Annotated in this window: 12 protein-coding genes; 9 read left to right on the top strand and 3 right to left on the bottom strand. The window is 62.2% G+C overall.

All coding sequences use genetic code 11. The features are described 5' to 3' along the window. Window positions 1-23: 23 nt before the first annotated feature. The 9 genes from glgX to U5A82_RS01485 all read left to right on the top strand — a co-directional run bounded on the left by glgX (window position 24) and on the right by U5A82_RS01485 (window position 11056). Window positions 24-2129 carry a glycogen debranching protein GlgX gene (gene glgX, locus U5A82_RS01525; protein WP_326288100.1) on the top strand — a complete coding sequence of 702 codons (2106 nt, stop codon included), beginning with the start codon at window positions 24-26 and terminating at the stop codon, window positions 2127-2129. Continuing rightward, on the top strand, window positions 2126-3832 hold the full coding sequence (gene treZ / locus U5A82_RS01520) for a malto-oligosyltrehalose trehalohydrolase (protein WP_326288099.1): 1707 nt from the start codon (window positions 2126-2128) through the stop codon (window positions 3830-3832). Before glgX ends, treZ begins: the two co-directional genes overlap by 4 nt. After that, complete coding sequence (gene malQ / locus U5A82_RS01515) at window positions 3829-5559, top strand: 4-alpha-glucanotransferase (protein ID WP_326288097.1); 1731 nt, start codon at window positions 3829-3831, stop codon at window positions 5557-5559. The genes treZ and malQ overlap by 4 nt, the downstream gene beginning before the upstream one ends. Beyond that, complete coding sequence (gene treY, locus U5A82_RS01510; protein WP_326288096.1) at window positions 5556-7979, top strand: malto-oligosyltrehalose synthase; 2424 nt, start codon at window positions 5556-5558, stop codon at window positions 7977-7979. The genes malQ and treY overlap by 4 nt, the downstream gene beginning before the upstream one ends. Before the next feature lie 87 nt (window positions 7980-8066). Continuing rightward, window positions 8067-8375 (top strand): hypothetical protein, encoded by a 309-nt coding sequence (locus tag U5A82_RS01505; RefSeq protein ID WP_326288094.1) that lies wholly within the window; start codon window positions 8067-8069, stop codon window positions 8373-8375. A 165-nt stretch (window positions 8376-8540) separates the two neighbouring features. Then, window positions 8541-9215, top strand: coding sequence for a glutathione S-transferase (locus U5A82_RS01500; RefSeq protein ID WP_326288093.1), 675 nt, complete (start codon window positions 8541-8543; stop codon window positions 9213-9215). Window positions 9216-9445: 230 nt separating this feature from the next. After that, the gene (locus tag U5A82_RS01495) at window positions 9446-9793 is read left to right on the top strand and encodes a polyhydroxyalkanoic acid system family protein (RefSeq protein ID WP_326288091.1); all 348 of its coding nucleotides are present in this window, start codon (window positions 9446-9448) and stop codon (window positions 9791-9793) included. A 70-nt stretch (window positions 9794-9863) separates the two neighbouring features. Beyond that, a complete protein-coding gene (locus U5A82_RS01490) occupies window positions 9864-10751 on the top strand; it encodes an oxygenase MpaB family protein (RefSeq protein ID WP_442802130.1) in 888 nt (295 codons plus the stop codon). Then, a complete protein-coding gene (locus U5A82_RS01485; protein ID WP_326288090.1) occupies window positions 10748-11056 on the top strand; it encodes a UvrB/UvrC motif-containing protein in 309 nt (102 codons plus the stop codon). Before U5A82_RS01490 ends, U5A82_RS01485 begins: the two co-directional genes overlap by 4 nt. Before the next feature lie 191 nt (window positions 11057-11247). On the opposite strand, the gene U5A82_RS01480 is transcribed toward U5A82_RS01485, so the two are convergent. The 3 genes from U5A82_RS01480 to U5A82_RS01470 are packed head-to-tail and all read right to left on the bottom strand — an operon-like array spanning window position 11248 to window position 14566. Continuing rightward, window positions 11248-12111: an NAD(P)-dependent oxidoreductase gene (locus U5A82_RS01480; RefSeq protein WP_326288088.1), complete on the bottom strand. Its 864-nt coding sequence runs from the start codon at window positions 12109-12111 to the stop codon at window positions 11248-11250. A 5-nt stretch (window positions 12112-12116) separates the two neighbouring features. After that, entirely contained in the window at window positions 12117-13295 is a 1179-nt protein-coding gene (locus tag U5A82_RS01475; RefSeq protein WP_326288087.1) for an L-rhamnonate dehydratase, read from the bottom strand. After that, window positions 13292-14566 carry an MFS transporter gene (locus tag U5A82_RS01470; protein WP_326288085.1) on the bottom strand — a complete coding sequence of 425 codons (1275 nt, stop codon included), beginning with the start codon at window positions 14564-14566 and terminating at the stop codon, window positions 13292-13294. Before U5A82_RS01470 ends, U5A82_RS01475 begins: the two co-directional genes overlap by 4 nt. Window position 14567 lies beyond the last annotated feature (1 nt).

The following is a 14567-nucleotide window of genomic DNA, read 5'->3' as shown; positions in this document are numbered from 1 at the left end:
TCCATCATAGGAACAAGCTTCCCTTGAGCCTTTATCCGGATCGTCTTGAGGGCGGATCGCCCTATCCCTTGGGCGCCAGTTTCGATGGACTGGGCGTCAACTTCGCCATCTTCTCCGCCAACGCCGACAGGATCGAGCTTTGTCTGTTCGATCCCAGCGGCCGGAAAGAGGTGGCTCGCCTCACCCTTCCCGAATGCACCGACGAGGTGTGGCACGGCTATCTTCCGGATGTTCGCCCGGGGTTGTTATATGGGTATCGCGTGCATGGCCCCTATGCGCCGGAAAGAGGTCATCGCTTCAACCCCAACAAACTGCTTCTCGATCCCTATGCCCGTCGCCTTTCGGGCAGCGTGCGCTGGAACGATGTACTGCACGGCTATCCGGTGCGAGGCAAACGCGCGGACCTGGGGTTCGATAAAAGAGACAGTGCCGCCGCCATGCCCAAGGCCGTGGTGACGCATGACAGTTTCGACTGGTCGCGCGACGTCAAGCCCAATGTCCCCTGGTCCGAAACGGTCATCTACGAAGCCCATGCCAAGGGATTGACGAAGCTTCTGGAGGTCGTTCCGCCCAAGGAGCGCGGGACATTTGCCGCGCTGGCCCATCCCAAAGTGATCGATCATCTCAAGCGGCTGGGCATCACCACATTGGAACTGATGCCGATCCATGCCTTCGTGCAGGACCGCTTCCTGCAGGAAAAGGGGCTGCGCAATTATTGGGGCTATAACAGCCTTAGTTTCTTCGCCCCTGAACCCAGCTATTTTTCCAGCGATACGCATGACGAACTGCGCGTGGCGGTACGCCGCCTGCATGCGGCCGGGATCGAGGTGATCCTCGACGTCGTCTACAACCATAGCTGCGAAGGCAGCGAGATGGGGCCGACCCTGTCCTGGCGGGGCATCGACAATGCCACCTATTACCGGCTGTTGCCGGACGATCCGCGTTACTGCCTAAACGACACCGGCACGGGCAACACGTTCAAGATGACGCATGCCCGCGTGATCCAGATGGTGGCGGACTCGCTGCGTTATTGGGCCACCAGCTTTGGCATAGACGGATTCCGGTTTGACCTGGGTCTGACACTGGGCCGCACCGACCATGGTTTCGATCCCAATGCGGGACTGTTCGACGTGCTGCGGCAGGATCCCGTCCTGGGTCGGCTCAAGCTGATCGCCGAACCGTGGGACGTGGGCATTGGCGGCTATCAGCTCGGTAATTTCCCACCGGGCTTTGCTGAATGGAACGACAAATATCGCGATACCACGCGCCGTTTCTGGCGCGGTGACCCTGGCCAGCGAGCCGACCTGGCCGCACGCCTTTCCGGCTCGGGCGATCTTTTCGATCGCCGCGCCCGCCGTCCCTGGGCCAGCGTGAATTTTCTGACCAGTCATGACGGCTATACGCTGGCAGATCTCGTCGCCTACGAAGAGCGGCATAATGAGGCGAACGGCGAGGAAAATCGCGACGGCCATGACAATAATCTTTCGCGCAACTGGGGCGCGGAAGGAGAAACGGACGATCCGGCTATCTTGGCGACCCGCGATAAGGTCAGCCGATCCATGCTGATGACGCTGTTCGCCTCGCTCGGCACGCCGATGCTGGTCGCGGGCGACGAGTTCGGCCGCACGCAAGGCGGCAACAACAATGCCTATTGCCAGGATAATGAGATCAGCTGGGTCGACTGGTCGCTGATGGAAGGAGAAGCGGGCAAAGCGCTGTTCGACTTCACGGCCAGGCTGATCGCGTTGCGCAAGCGCCATGCCGTGCTGCGCGCGCCCACCTTTCTTTATGGCGAAAATACACCGGGCTTCGGCGTCAACGATATCGAATGGTGGGACGAGCGCGGCGAGCGGCTGAGCGACGAGGACTGGAACAATCCCGATGGCCGCGCCCTGCTGATGCGTCGCGCGGTTCAGTTGGACGATGGACGGGTCGAAGCATTATCCCTTCTCCTCAATGCCGGGGACGCGCCGATCGACTTCACCTTGCCCGCGCCCTCCGCCGCGCGCGAGGTTTTGATAGACAGCGCGCAACCTGATCGCGACCCGTTCGAGATTGGCGACACTTATGGTGTGCAGCCCCATTCCGCCGTGCTGGTGCGCTGGATCGGCGAGAAGCCGGAGGCATGACGCTTTGGGGGCCGATCGACTTGGGGGATGGCCTTTGGCGCTTTCGCCTTTGGGCGCCCGACCGCCCCAACATGTCGCTCGAAATCGAAGGTGGCGCACTCATATCCATGATCGCGCTGGGGGAAGGCTGGTTCGCGGCGGAAGCGCGGGTTAGTCCTGGAACCCGCTATCGCTTTCGGCTGGACGCCGATGCCGCCGTCCCGGACCCCGCTTCCCGATGTCAATCGGGGGGTGTTCATGGTTGGAGCGTGGTGACGGCCGTGACGCGCCCGACACGGGCGTGGCGTGGTCGTCCGTGGGCGGAGACCGTCATTTACGAGATACACGCGGGATTGGCCGGCGGCTTTGCCGCTATCGTAGCGCAGTTGCCGACGCTGGCGGAGCTGGGCGTTACCGCGATCGAACTGATGCCCATCAACAGTTTCGGCGGTACGCGCAACTGGGGCTATGACGGTGTGCTCCCCTTCGCACCGGCCGAAGCCTATGGCACGCCGGACGACCTGCATGCGCTGATCGATGCCGCGCATGCCCATGGGATGATGATCTTCCTCGACGTGGTATACAATCATTTCGGGCCGGACGGAAACTACCTGGGCGCTTATGCTGCGTCCTTCTTCCATGCGGAACGGGACACACCCTGGGGTGGCGCGGTTGCCATGGACCGAATGCCGGTGGCAGCCTATTTCCGTGAGAATGCGTTGATGTGGCTCAACGACTATGGCTTTGACGGACTGCGCTTCGACGCCGTTCACGCGATCGGCGACAACGGCTTTCTGGACTGGCTGGCGCGCGAAATCCGCGACGCGACCGGGGCGGATCGCCATGTCCATCTGATGCTCGAAAATGAGCATAATGATCCCGACCGGCTCATTCCCGGCCGCTATGACGCGCAATGGAACGATGATTTTCATAACGTCATGCATGTCATGCTGACGGGCGAACAGGACGCCTACTATGCCGACTTTGCCGAGCAGCCTGCGCAAAAACTCGCCCGATGTTTGGAGCAGGGTTTCATCTATCAGGGCGAAGCCTCCGTGCATCAGGCAGGAAAGCGGAGAGGTGCGCCGAGTGCGCATCTTGCGCCGACGGCGTTCATCGCCTTTCTTCAGAACCATGATCAGGTGGGTAATCGGGCCATGGGCGATCGGCTCGTCACTCTTGCCGATCCGCAGCGGCTGAGGGCTGCGACCGCCTTGTTGCTGCTCATGCCGCACATACCGATGTTGTTCATGGGCGAAGAGGCGGGTTCTACCAGTCCTTTCCTGTTCTTCACGGATTTTCATGACGAACTGGCGGACGCGGTCCGCGACGGCCGCCGACGGGAATTTGCCAGTTCCGCCGCATTTGCGAGCGCGGAAGCCCGCGCGCATATCCCCGACCCTAATGCGCCCGAAACGTTCGAACGCTCGCGGTCAGTCGAAGCAGCAGATGCAGAGGCGTGGCGCGCCTTCTATCGCAGCCTGCTCCTACTCCGCAAAACCCATATCGTGCCCGGCTTGGATGGTTGCCAGTCCGTCGGCGCGCAAGCGGTTTCCGCCGGAGCGGTCCGTGCCGAATGGCGGATGGGCGGTGGAGATCGTCTGACCATATTGCTTAATCTGGGGGATATGCCAGTGCCTCCTGTAGATGTCGGAACACCCCTTTTTGCCGTCGGCAATGCAGGCGCTCCGGCCAGTTGCGCCGTCTGGATCACGCCTGCATGAATGCCCTCCACGCACTGGCGGGCAAGGCGGGTCTTGCCCGATCGTGGACCGATGCCAATGGCGAAACGCAGGATGTGAGCGACGAAAGCCTGCGCGCCATCCTTACCGCTCTGGGCTTGCCTGCCACTGACCCCGACATGATTGCGCACAGCATGCAGGCGCTTCGTGACCGGGAAAGCCGCGGCCCGGCAATGGTGACGGCCGATATAGGTCAACCGTTGCCCTTGACCCCCGATCTGATCCACGGTCGCCTTTTCGATGACGCCGATGCGCAAATCGACCTTTCCCTGGACCAGCTACGCCAATCGGGCATCGCTCACCCGGGCTATTACAGGTTGGAAACGGGCAACAGGCAGACCCATATCGCCATCGCCCCGAACCGCTGCCCAGCCATTCCCGGACGCTGCTGGGGATTATCCGTTCAAATTCCTTCTCTGCGCGGAAGAGGAGAGTTCGGCGATTTCGGCACATTGGCGGAAGCGGTTTATGCGATGGCGGCCATAGGCGCGGATGCCGTCGCGATCAGTCCGATCCATAGCCTGGCCGATCCCGAACGCTTTACGCCCTACTCCCCATCGAGCCGCCTGTCTCTCAATAGCCTCTTCGCCGAAGCCGAGGCCCCTCCACCGGACGGCAATGCGGATTTGATCGACTGGACCAAGGCTGGACCCGCCAAGATCGAAGCACTTCGCAGGATTTTTGCGGAGCAGGGTTCGGGCGAAAGTTTCGATGCCTTCGCACAGTCACACGCCCGCCAGGGCCTAGACAAAGTGCAACGCGCCGCACGAGAGAGCGGGATGGCCATTGGCCTTATCACCGACCTGGCCGTGGGTGTCGACCCGAGCGGCGCCGACGTCAGTTGTGATCCGCAGGCCTTTCTCCAGGGCCTTGGCATCGGCGCACCGCCCGACCCGCTTGGCCCTGATGGACAAAATTGGGGCTTAACCAGTTACCATCCCCATGCGTTGATCGATCGCGGGTTCGCGCCCTTTATTGCTTTGTTGCGCGCCAACATCCCGGAACATGGGGGTATCCGCATCGACCATGGCTTCGGCCTCGAACGGCTTTGGGTCATACCAGCGGGGAAACCTGCAAGCGCAGGCGCCTATCTGTCCTTTCCGTTCGACGACATGCTTCGGCTGGTCAAGCTGGAGGCGTGGCGCGCCCATGCCATCGTGATTGCGGAAGATTTGGGCACGCGGCCGCCGGGGTTTGGCGACGCGCTGGAAAAGGCGGGCATTTACGGCATGGCCGTCCTGCCTTTTCAACGGGACGACGCTGGCGCGTTTCTGCCCGCGGCTGACTATTCCGGCACCGCCGTTGCCATGAGTGCGACGCATGACACGCCGACGCTCGCGGGTTGGTGGACGGGGCGTGATCTGGCGTGGGTCCGATTGCTTGATCGCGGCGATGCAGACGAAGCGGAACGCGCCTTGGAAAGAGAAGCGCTTTGGCGCGTCATCGGCGGCACGGACCCCATGCCGCCGCCCGATGACCCGGCCCCCGTGATCGACAGGGCGCTCGCCTTCCTCGCCGGCTCGAACGCACCACTGCTCATCGTACCGATGGAAGATCTGGTGGGGCTGACCGAGCAACCCAATTTGCCTGGCACGATAGACGAGCATCCCAACTGGCGACGGCGACTGCCCGCGCCGATCCGGACGCTGCTCGCCCGTGACGATGTGACGCGGCGCATCGACCAATTGAACAAGGAACGAGGCCGATGATCCCGCGTGCCACCTATCGCCTGCAATTGACCCGCGACTTTCCTTTCGCAGCGGCGCAAGAGATTGTGCCCTATCTTGCGACGCTGGGCGTCAGCCATGTCTACGCCTCGCCCATTACCACGGCCCGCGCTGGATCGACCCACGGCTATGATGTGATCGATCCGACCCGCATCAATCCGGAACTGGGTGGAGAAGAGGATTTCCGCAGACTGGTCACGGCGCTTCGTTCGCATGGCATGGGGATGATCATCGATATCGTGCCCAACCATATGGGCGTGGCGGGCGGAGACAATGCCTATTGGAACGACGTGCTTCGGCATGGACGGGACAGCCCCTTTGCATGCTGGTTCGATATCGACTGGGGCAAAGGGCCGATCATATTGCCGCTACTGGGTGCCGTCCTCGCCCAAGTCATCGACGATGGCGATATCAGCGTTTCGGGCGGGGCGGACGATCCACATCTTCTGCTCTATGGAGACCAGCGCCTGCCGCTGCGCCCCGGCACATCGGCGCAGTATCCCGATGACCTACGGCGCTTGCTCGACGCGCAACATTATCGGCTGGTTCATTGGCGCACGGCCAATGACAGCCTGAATTGGCGACGCTTCTTCTCAATCAACGACCTGGCCGGGTTGCGCATCGAAGATCCCAAAGTCTTCGATGCAACACATAGTCTGTATTTCGATCTGTTTCGCGAGAGACTGATTGATGGCGTGCGTGTCGATCATGTCGATGGCCTCACCGATCCTGCGGCCTATAGTCGTGCTTTGAGAGCGGGGTTCGATGCCATCCGCAGCGGGCGCGAGCGGGCCTATATCGTCGTGGAAAAAATACTGGCGGCTGGCGAAAGCCTGTCCGACGACTGGGGTCTGGATGGCACGAGCGGTTATGATTTCATGCGGGATGTGACCGCCCTCCTCCATGACCCGGCGGGCGAAGCGCCACTGAGGAAATTGTGGCGTAGCGTCGACCCGGACCATGGCGATCCTGGCGAGGTCGTGTTGCAGGCCCGGCGCGATATGCTGGCATGGCAGTTTGACGGCCAGCTTAGCGCCTGCACAGAGGCTTTCACCGCGCTAGCCCGGTCCGCGCAAGCCACCGATGCCGCCTATGAAGCCATCACGCCCGCCATGCTTCGCCGCGCCATCGAACGGCTGCTCTGGGTCTTTCCGGTCTATCGCACCTATGGCGATGGGCGTTCCGCTCCGGCCAGCGATGTCGCGGTCAGGAACAAGGCGTGGGACTTGGTACAGGCGCATTTGCCGCCCGGCGAGGGTCCGGTCACGCGCCATGTCCTTAATTGGCTCGCCGGCGAAGGTGCGGGCGACGCCGACCTGGCGGCGCAAGCCGTACGCTGCTTCCAGCAACTATCGGCCCCGATCGCAGCCAAGGGCGTGGAAGACACGGCTTTCTATCGCTATGCGCCCTTGCTCTCCGCCAACGATGTCGGTTCCGATCCCGAGCAATTCGCTATCAGCCTGGCCGAGTTTCACCGCCGGGTAGATGTGCGAGCGAAGGCCTTCCCCCATGCCATGCTCGCCACTGCCACCCATGACCATAAGCGGGGCGAAGACATGCGCGCCCGACTGGCAGTTCTGAGCGCCGTTCCGGATATCTGGGCGGCCGCTGTGGAGCGGTGGTCGCAGATGGTGGAACGCCACAATGAGCGCGTCCACCCGGCGGACCGCTACCAGATTTTACAGACCCTGTTTGGGACATGGCCAGTGACGACGGAGGATCGTCTGCCTGCAGATTTTCATGACCGCATGACTGGCTGGCTCGAAAAATCCTTGCGTGAAGCCCGCCTGCGATCCAGCTGGGAAGCGCCGGACGAGGCGTATGAGGCCGGGGCGCAAGGCTGGCTTCGCTCGCTCCTGGACAGGCATGCCTTCACTAGCGACATGACCCGCTTCGTCGGATATTTGCAACCAGCGTCCGATGCCAACAGCCTGGCACAGACCGCCCTCAAATTTTGCCTGCCGGGCGTACCGGACATCTATCAGGGCGCCGAGTTGGCCGACCTTAGCCTGGTCGATCCCGATAATCGCCGTCCCGTCGATTATCGATTGCGGCGTAACCTGTTGAACGACGGAGACGCGGTCACGACAAATAGGAAGATTGCGCTCGTTCATCACTTACTGAAACTTCGAGCGGATGTTCCAGAATTATTTGTCGAAGGGGATTATAATCGGCTGGATTGCGTAGGCGAACGCGCAGACCATGTCTTCGCATTCGAGCGAAGCCATGGTCATTTGAATCTGCGCTGTGCCGTCTTGATTCGCTGCGCCAGCACGGTTGTCGAGCATGGCGCTCTGCCCTCCTCATCCTGGTGGGGCAACACGCGGTTGATGGGTCGAACGCCTGTGAAGGCATCAGAGATATTCCGGCATAACCCCTTTTTCATCACGCTCGACAAGTGACAGGTCACCAGAGGAACCTTACGCCTGTTCGGGCGTCTTCGCTCTTGCGGCGGCTTTGACAAGGCCGCAAATTCGAAGGCGAGCGCGATGATCGACTGCGACATTCTTCAATTATTGGCGGCGCAGAACGAAACGATCCAGATGCGACATAATGCCCATCATGACAGCCATACGACCGTTGCTCGCCATCTGCTTCATCGCGAGAGGATAGGCGAGCATGTCTATTTTGCCAGTGAGCAAGCGCGATCCGCGTGTATCGAGACGGGCGACCTATGGGAACTGAGCGTCCGAAACGTCGATGGGGAGGAGACGCATTTGGCGGCACCTTCGCTGGGGCAATGCCTGCTCTTGGCGCAGTCGGTATTTTACGGCGTCAAGAAGACTTTGGCCGCTTAAAGGACATATTATAATCGGTCCGGACAAGGGTCTTTACGCCGATCACTAGCGTCGAGCGCGGCGGATAGGGCTGGCATTATGATCGGCATCATGTTCTGAGCGAAAAGCATATGTCCCATCTTCTGGCCGCTGCTTTCCGCCTAATCACCACCGGCGCGCGATAACATGCCGGACCCGATCCTCTACAGCTTCCGCCGCTGCCCCTATGCGATGCGGGCGAGACTGGCGCTGGCGATCAGCGCTACCTCTGTCGAACTGCGTGAGGTTAGGCTGTCGGCCAAGCCAGCGGCTATGCTCGCTGCGTCGCCGAAAGGCACCGTTCCCGTGTTAGTGTTGCCGAATGGCGCAGTGATCGACCAAAGTATGAATATCATACGCCATGCATTGGCACGGCATGATCCTGAAGGCTGGCTGGATCATGACGATCCGGCGTTGATCGCCGCGAACGACGGGCCGTTCAAACATGATCTGGATCGCTACAAATATCCTGAACGACATGGCGCGGACCCGACGGCGCATCGGCAGTCGGGCCTGGCTTTTCTTCAGGAGATCGAAGACAGACTTGCCCAGGCAACGCATCTATGTGGCCCAAAGCGCGGCATCGCAGACGCGGCGATCGTGCCGTTCGTACGACAATTCGCTGCCGTAGAACCGGACTGGTTCACCTTGCAACCGCTTGCGCGGCTCAAACTATGGCTTTCCGATTATCTGGCCTCGGACCTGTTTGCGGCCATCATGCTTCGTGTGTCACCCTGGTCGGACGGAGATAGCGTCGTCAGGGTGAATTGGGACGATGCGCCGCTATCATGGACAGCCCATCATCCGCCAAGGGACGAATGATTCGGATCGAGCCGTCATTCGCTCGGGACGTTCGCTAAAAAGCACAGAACTGAGCCCAGCTGACATCTGCAAAAGCGGGCGATAGCCTGCCGTTCATCGCAAGAGCTGAACAATCCACGCAGGCGACGCCACGCGCGGGAGTGATTTCGATCGACATGATTCCGGGAAAGACATTGGACCTAGGCGAGGCAATGGGCGGAACATCGGCAGGGTTGAAGCGTCGGCGTAGGATGCAGCCCATCGTCATCAATTTTCCGCACCAGCTTGACCCAGCCGAACTACGCCGACGGATGGTGAAAGGCGTCGACAGGTTGCCGAGCCATATTCCCGGCGGCGCGGCGGAGGTTCGTTCGAACTGGGCCAGCGACGATCGGATGGAGGTCGATGTCAAAGCCATGGGACAGTCCGTCACGACGACGCTGGACATCGCCGTGCATAACGTCCGGGTAACGGTGCTGCTGCCGATGATGTTGCAGTTCCTGGCGGGTCCGATCGCGGCCATCGTGCATCGCAGTGGTGAAAAACTACTTCTCGACGACGGACGGAAAGGGACCGACGCCAGTCGGGAGGCCGATTGAAGGGGCTGGATCATCCCTATGACGGTCTTTTGAGACGCGTGGATGGCGGGCGGGGTCAGGATGACCCGCCATGTCCGCGGACCGACCGCGCCGACTGGACGTTGATCGTGCCATGCTGACCCCTTTCGCCCTTTCCGATGGCATAAAAGAGTCTATCCGCCGTCAGGTGGTGGGTTTGTTCAATGATCGCGATCGGGGTGAAACGTCGGTATCGCGAAGCGACAATGCCATTCTGGGTCCGGGATCTGTCGCATGGCGGGTGCATGGCGATGTGGCATCCATGATGGTCGGCGGGATAAGCAGCCTGTTGATGCAGATGTTGCATCCGTCGGTCCTGGCGGGCGTATGGGACCATTCCAATTTCCGCAAGGACATGCATGGCCGTCTGCGCCGGACGGCGCGCTTCATCGCCATCACGACTTACGCCGATCGCCAGTCGGCTGAAGCGACCATAGCGCGAGTCCGTGCGGTGCATGACCATGTCAGTGGCACCCTGCCCAACGGCGCACCCTATAGCGCCAATGACCCCGCGCTGCTGGCCTGGGTCCATGTCACCGAAACGAGCAGCTTCCTCGATGCCTGGATACGCTATGGAGAACCGACCATGTCCCTCGCCGATCAGGATCGCTATTTTGCGGAAATGGCGGTGATCGGCGAGGCCATGGGCGCCAGCCCGGTCCCACAGTCTCGATCGCAGGTGCGTGCGCTGATCGAAGCGATGCGTCCGCAATTAAAAGTGGATGCGCGAACGTCGACGGTTGCACGGCTGATCATGGACGGCCGCCAAACCAGCCTGGCAGCCGAGATACCAAGGCGGCTGACGGTTCAGGCAGCTGTCGACCTTTTACCGCGATGGGCGCGCGTTATGCACGGGCTGAACCTGTCCCCTCTGGAGCGCCCGATCGTGCGCGCAGGCACGTTCGGCATCGCCCAGACGCTCCGCTGGGCTTTCAAATGACGAAGCCTGACGAAGTCGACCTGGAAGCGCTGCGCCTTTCCATGGAAGACGCTGCCAATCGCGGAGATTTCGAGACAGCAGCCGCCTTGAGAGACCGTATCAGCCTATTGCGTGGCGCGTCGGCGGGCACGCGATCTGCCGATTTCGATCCTAGCGGGCTGGAACGTCAGACACCCGGCGCCATGGGGTTGGGGACGAGCCAGCAACGGGTGTCTCCACCGGCTGGATGGACGCGACCGAAGAAGCCCGATCCCATGACCACTGGGCGATCGCGGCGTGGAGGTCGGCGGAAAGGCGCGACCTGACGCCCCGCTGATGCGGCGGTCGATCGTCGCACCCACCTTGTCGGCATGCAGCGTCGCGCTGGCGGTCAGCGCCGTCGGAACAGGCCGCTTCCCTGCACCGTTGCGAGGGAAAGCGGCATCATGATGGTCGCTGCGAACAACGACATGGACAGTTGCAGGCACTTTTTCACCCGATCCTCGCCCTTGATCTTTCAGGCTTTTCTGAGCGGTTCCACGATCGCGGCGATGTCGCGTTTTCCCTCGCCTGCGACATCGGCCTCGACATAGCGGGCGCGCGCCGCCTGAGCGATGGCGGATATGATGCCGACATCGCTCAGCGCCTGGGCGGCATAGCCCAGATCCTTGGCCATCAGCGGCACCATAAAATGCGGCTGATAGTCGCGGTCGAGCATGCGGCGGCCCACGCCCTTCACCATCGGACTACCCGGCGCGCCGTCGGTCAGGATCGAGAGCGCCTGTTCGATATCTAAGCCCCGCTTTTCCAGCAGCGCGATGGCTTCGGCAAGACTGGCGGCCTGGACGCCGCACAGGAAGTTGTTGGCAAGCTTCATGGTCGCCGCGCTGCCGACCGGGCCGAGATGGACGATAGCACTGCCCATCGCGTCGAACGCCGGGCGGGCATCAGCGAGCGTCGCCGCGTCGCCGCCGACCAGAAAGCGCAAGGCGCCCTGCGCCGCCTGATCGCGACTGCCGGTGACGGGGGCTTCGAGGAAGCGGATGCCCTGCCTTGCGGCGAGATCGGCCAGTTCCGTCGCCCAGGCATCAGTCAACGTACTGGAATCAATCGCAATTGCTTCCCCTTCCATGGCGGCCAGCGCGCCATCCGGACCGGTCCAGATCGTGCGCGACACGCTGTCGTCGGCCAGCATCGCGACGACGATGGCCGCGCCGGTCGCTGCGTCTGCCGGGGTCGCCGCGATCCGCGCGCCTGCGTCGGCCAGCGGCGTCGCCTTGTCCGGGCTTCTGTTCCAGACCGCCACGTCGAACCCGGCCGCCAGCAACTGCCGCGCCATGCCGCCGCCCATCAGGCCAAGCCCCAGAACCGCTACCTTCATATTCGTCATCCGATCACCTTGAAGCGAGAGAGAGCGGCCTCGTCAATTTCGAGGCCCAGACCGGGGAGGTTGTCGTCCAGATCGATATGCCCGTCCACCGCCTGCGGTTCGCCCTTGAAAATATACCAGAAGAGTTCGTTGCCGACCTCCACATCGACCATGGGGAAATATTCGGCGATGGGGCTGTTCAGGCTGGCCATCACGACATGATAATTGTGCATCTGCCCGGCATGCGGAACGACAGGGATGGAATAGGCTTCGGCCAGCGCCTGGATCTTGCGCGCGGCGGTGATGCCGCCGACGCGGTTGGTGTCGAACTGAAAATAGTCGAGCGCCTTGGCCTCTATCATCTGGCGGAAGCCGTAGCTGGTAAATTCATGTTCGCCCGCCGCGATCGGCGTGGTGCCAAAGCGGCGCAGTTCATGATAGCCGTTGATGTCGTCGGGGATGATCGCTTCTTCCAGCCAGCGCAGGTTGAAGGGTTCGATGAGGCGCATCATGCGTTTGGCATAGTCGAGGCTCCAGCCCATATAGGCGTCGGCCATGATGTCGATTTCATCGCCCACGGTTTCGCGCACGGTGCGGATCAATTCGACGTTGCGCGCCATGCCCGCTGCGCCGTCGATCGGCCCCCAGCCGAAACGCAGCTTCATCGCCTTGTAGCCCTGCGCCTTGTAGGCGGCGGCTTCCCGCGCCAGCTCTTCCAGGGGGATGGAATAGAGGCGGCTGGCATAGACCGGGATTTTCGCCTTGGTCCGGCCGCCGAGCAGGCGGAAGACGGGCTGCTTTGCGGCCTTGCCCATCAAGTCCCAGATGGCGATGTCGAGCGCGGAGATGGCGACCAGCGCTACGCCCTTGCGCCCGAAGGCCATGGTCTTGCGGTACATGTGCTGCCACAGGAATTCACTGTCCCACGGGTCCTGGCCGATCAGCAGGGGGGCGAGATATTGATCGATCATCTGCTTGGTGACGAGCGGGGCAAGCGCGGCGTTGCCGATGCCGACAAGTCCCGCGTCGGTGAAGATTTCCACGATCAGCCAGCCATGGAAGGTGAAGGTGCCCATGGTTTCGGGCGAGAGCATGGGGGACACAAGGTCCATCGGGTTCGTGCAGAAATGCGGCGGCAGCGGGACGGTGTCGCCTTCCCACTGGACGACGCGGGTGCGGACTTCGGTGATTTTCAAGGGACGGCCTTTCGAGAGAAGGTGAGTTGGGAAATGCGGGGTATGAAGAGGCAGATCAGCGCGAAGGCGATCAGGTGCAGCGTCGCGGCGAGCGTCAGCACCGGGGTGTAGCCAAGCCCGGCGTCGAGCGCCCAGCCCGCCGCCTGCCCCATGACGATGCCGCCGAAGGCACCGCCGAGGCCGACCAATCCGGCCAGGCGGCCGAGCGCACTGCGCGGCGCAAGGTCGGTCGGCAGGGTCATGACAAGCGTGGACCAGCTTTGCTGGCCGAAGAAGGCGAGGCTGAAGATCGCGATGACCGCCGCAACCGAGGCGGCCGACGGGGCGAGCATGACCCAGGGCATGCAGGCGGCGCTCAAACCCAGAGCAATCTTGCGCGCGGCATCGACCGAGCGGCCGGAGGAGAGGAGACGGCTGGACAGCCAGCCGCCGCACAGGCTGCCCACGCCCGACGCGGCATAGGGAATCCAGCCGATCGTCGCGGCCTGTTTGAGGTCGAAGCCGTGCGCTTCGAACAAATATTTGGGCAGCCAGAAAAGGTAGAAATACCAGGCGCCGTCACTCAGGAACTTGGCGGCGACGAGGCCACGCACTTCGCGGCGGGACAGGAGCATGGCGATGGTCGGGGTCGGCCCCGCATCCACTATGTCCAGCGCATCGTCGGTTGGCGGTGTGCGGTAGGTCAGGAACCACCAGAGCGCCCAGGCAAGACCCAAGCCACCGGTGATGAAGAAGACCCAGCGCCAGCTCGCCAGATCGAACCAGTGACCATAGGCGAGTATGCCTGCAATCAGTGGCGGGGCGATGACCGCGCCCACCGCCGTCCCGGCATTGACCAGACCCATGGCGGCGGCACGCCGTTCGGGCGGAAACCATTCGGCGATGGCGCGGGTGGCGGCGGGAAAACCACCGCCCTCCCCCATGCCGAGCAACAGGCGGCTGACCACCAGTGCGGCTATGCCGCCCGCGAGGCCATGGCTGGCGCAGGCGAGCGACCAGAAGATCATGATCGCCAGGAACCCACGCCGCGTGCCCACCCGGTCGAGCAGCCAGCCGCCACCCAGATACATGAGTCCATAGGTGGCGAGGAAGGCGGAATCGAGGAACGCCTTGGTCTGGTTGCCGATCGGAATGTCGGCCTCGATATATTTGATCGCCCAGGGCAGGGTCTGGCGATCGAGATAGCTGATCGCGATGGCGACGGTTATCATCGCCGCGATCGCCCAGCGCCCCGCGTAAAGCCGCACGCCTGCCCTGCCCGGATCGGTCATC

Origin of the sequence: Sphingobium sp. CR2-8 (assembly GCF_035818615.1) — a bacterium.
Lineage (GTDB): Bacteria > Pseudomonadota > Alphaproteobacteria > Sphingomonadales > Sphingomonadaceae > Sphingobium.
The sequence above is the reverse complement of the archived record's forward strand: the minus strand, read 5'-3'. Positions and strand labels throughout refer to the sequence as shown.

Bases quoted from the DNA above. Each gene is read 5' to 3' on its own strand.
- U5A82_RS01485 (WP_326288090.1), top strand. From the start codon at position 10,748: ATGACGAAGCCTGACGAAGTCGACCTGGAAGCGCTGCGCCTTTCCATG.
- U5A82_RS01490 (WP_442802130.1), top strand. From the start codon at position 9,864: ATGTCCGCGGACCGACCGCGCCGACTGGACGTTGATCGTGCCATGCTG.
- treY (WP_326288096.1), top strand. From the start codon at position 5,556: ATGATCCCGCGTGCCACCTATCGCCTGCAATTGACCCGCGACTTTCCT.
- U5A82_RS01470 (WP_326288085.1), bottom strand. From the start codon at position 14,566: ATGACCGATCCGGGCAGGGCAGGCGTGCGGCTTTACGCGGGGCGCTGG.
- U5A82_RS01495 (WP_326288091.1), top strand. From the start codon at position 9,446: ATGCAGCCCATCGTCATCAATTTTCCGCACCAGCTTGACCCAGCCGAA.
- U5A82_RS01500 (WP_326288093.1), top strand. From the start codon at position 8,541: ATGCCGGACCCGATCCTCTACAGCTTCCGCCGCTGCCCCTATGCGATG.
- treZ (WP_326288099.1), top strand. From the start codon at position 2,126: ATGACGCTTTGGGGGCCGATCGACTTGGGGGATGGCCTTTGGCGCTTT.
- U5A82_RS01505 (WP_326288094.1), top strand. From the start codon at position 8,067: ATGATCGACTGCGACATTCTTCAATTATTGGCGGCGCAGAACGAAACG.
- U5A82_RS01480 (WP_326288088.1), bottom strand. From the start codon at position 12,111: ATGAAGGTAGCGGTTCTGGGGCTTGGCCTGATGGGCGGCGGCATGGCG.
- malQ (WP_326288097.1), top strand. From the start codon at position 3,829: ATGAATGCCCTCCACGCACTGGCGGGCAAGGCGGGTCTTGCCCGATCG.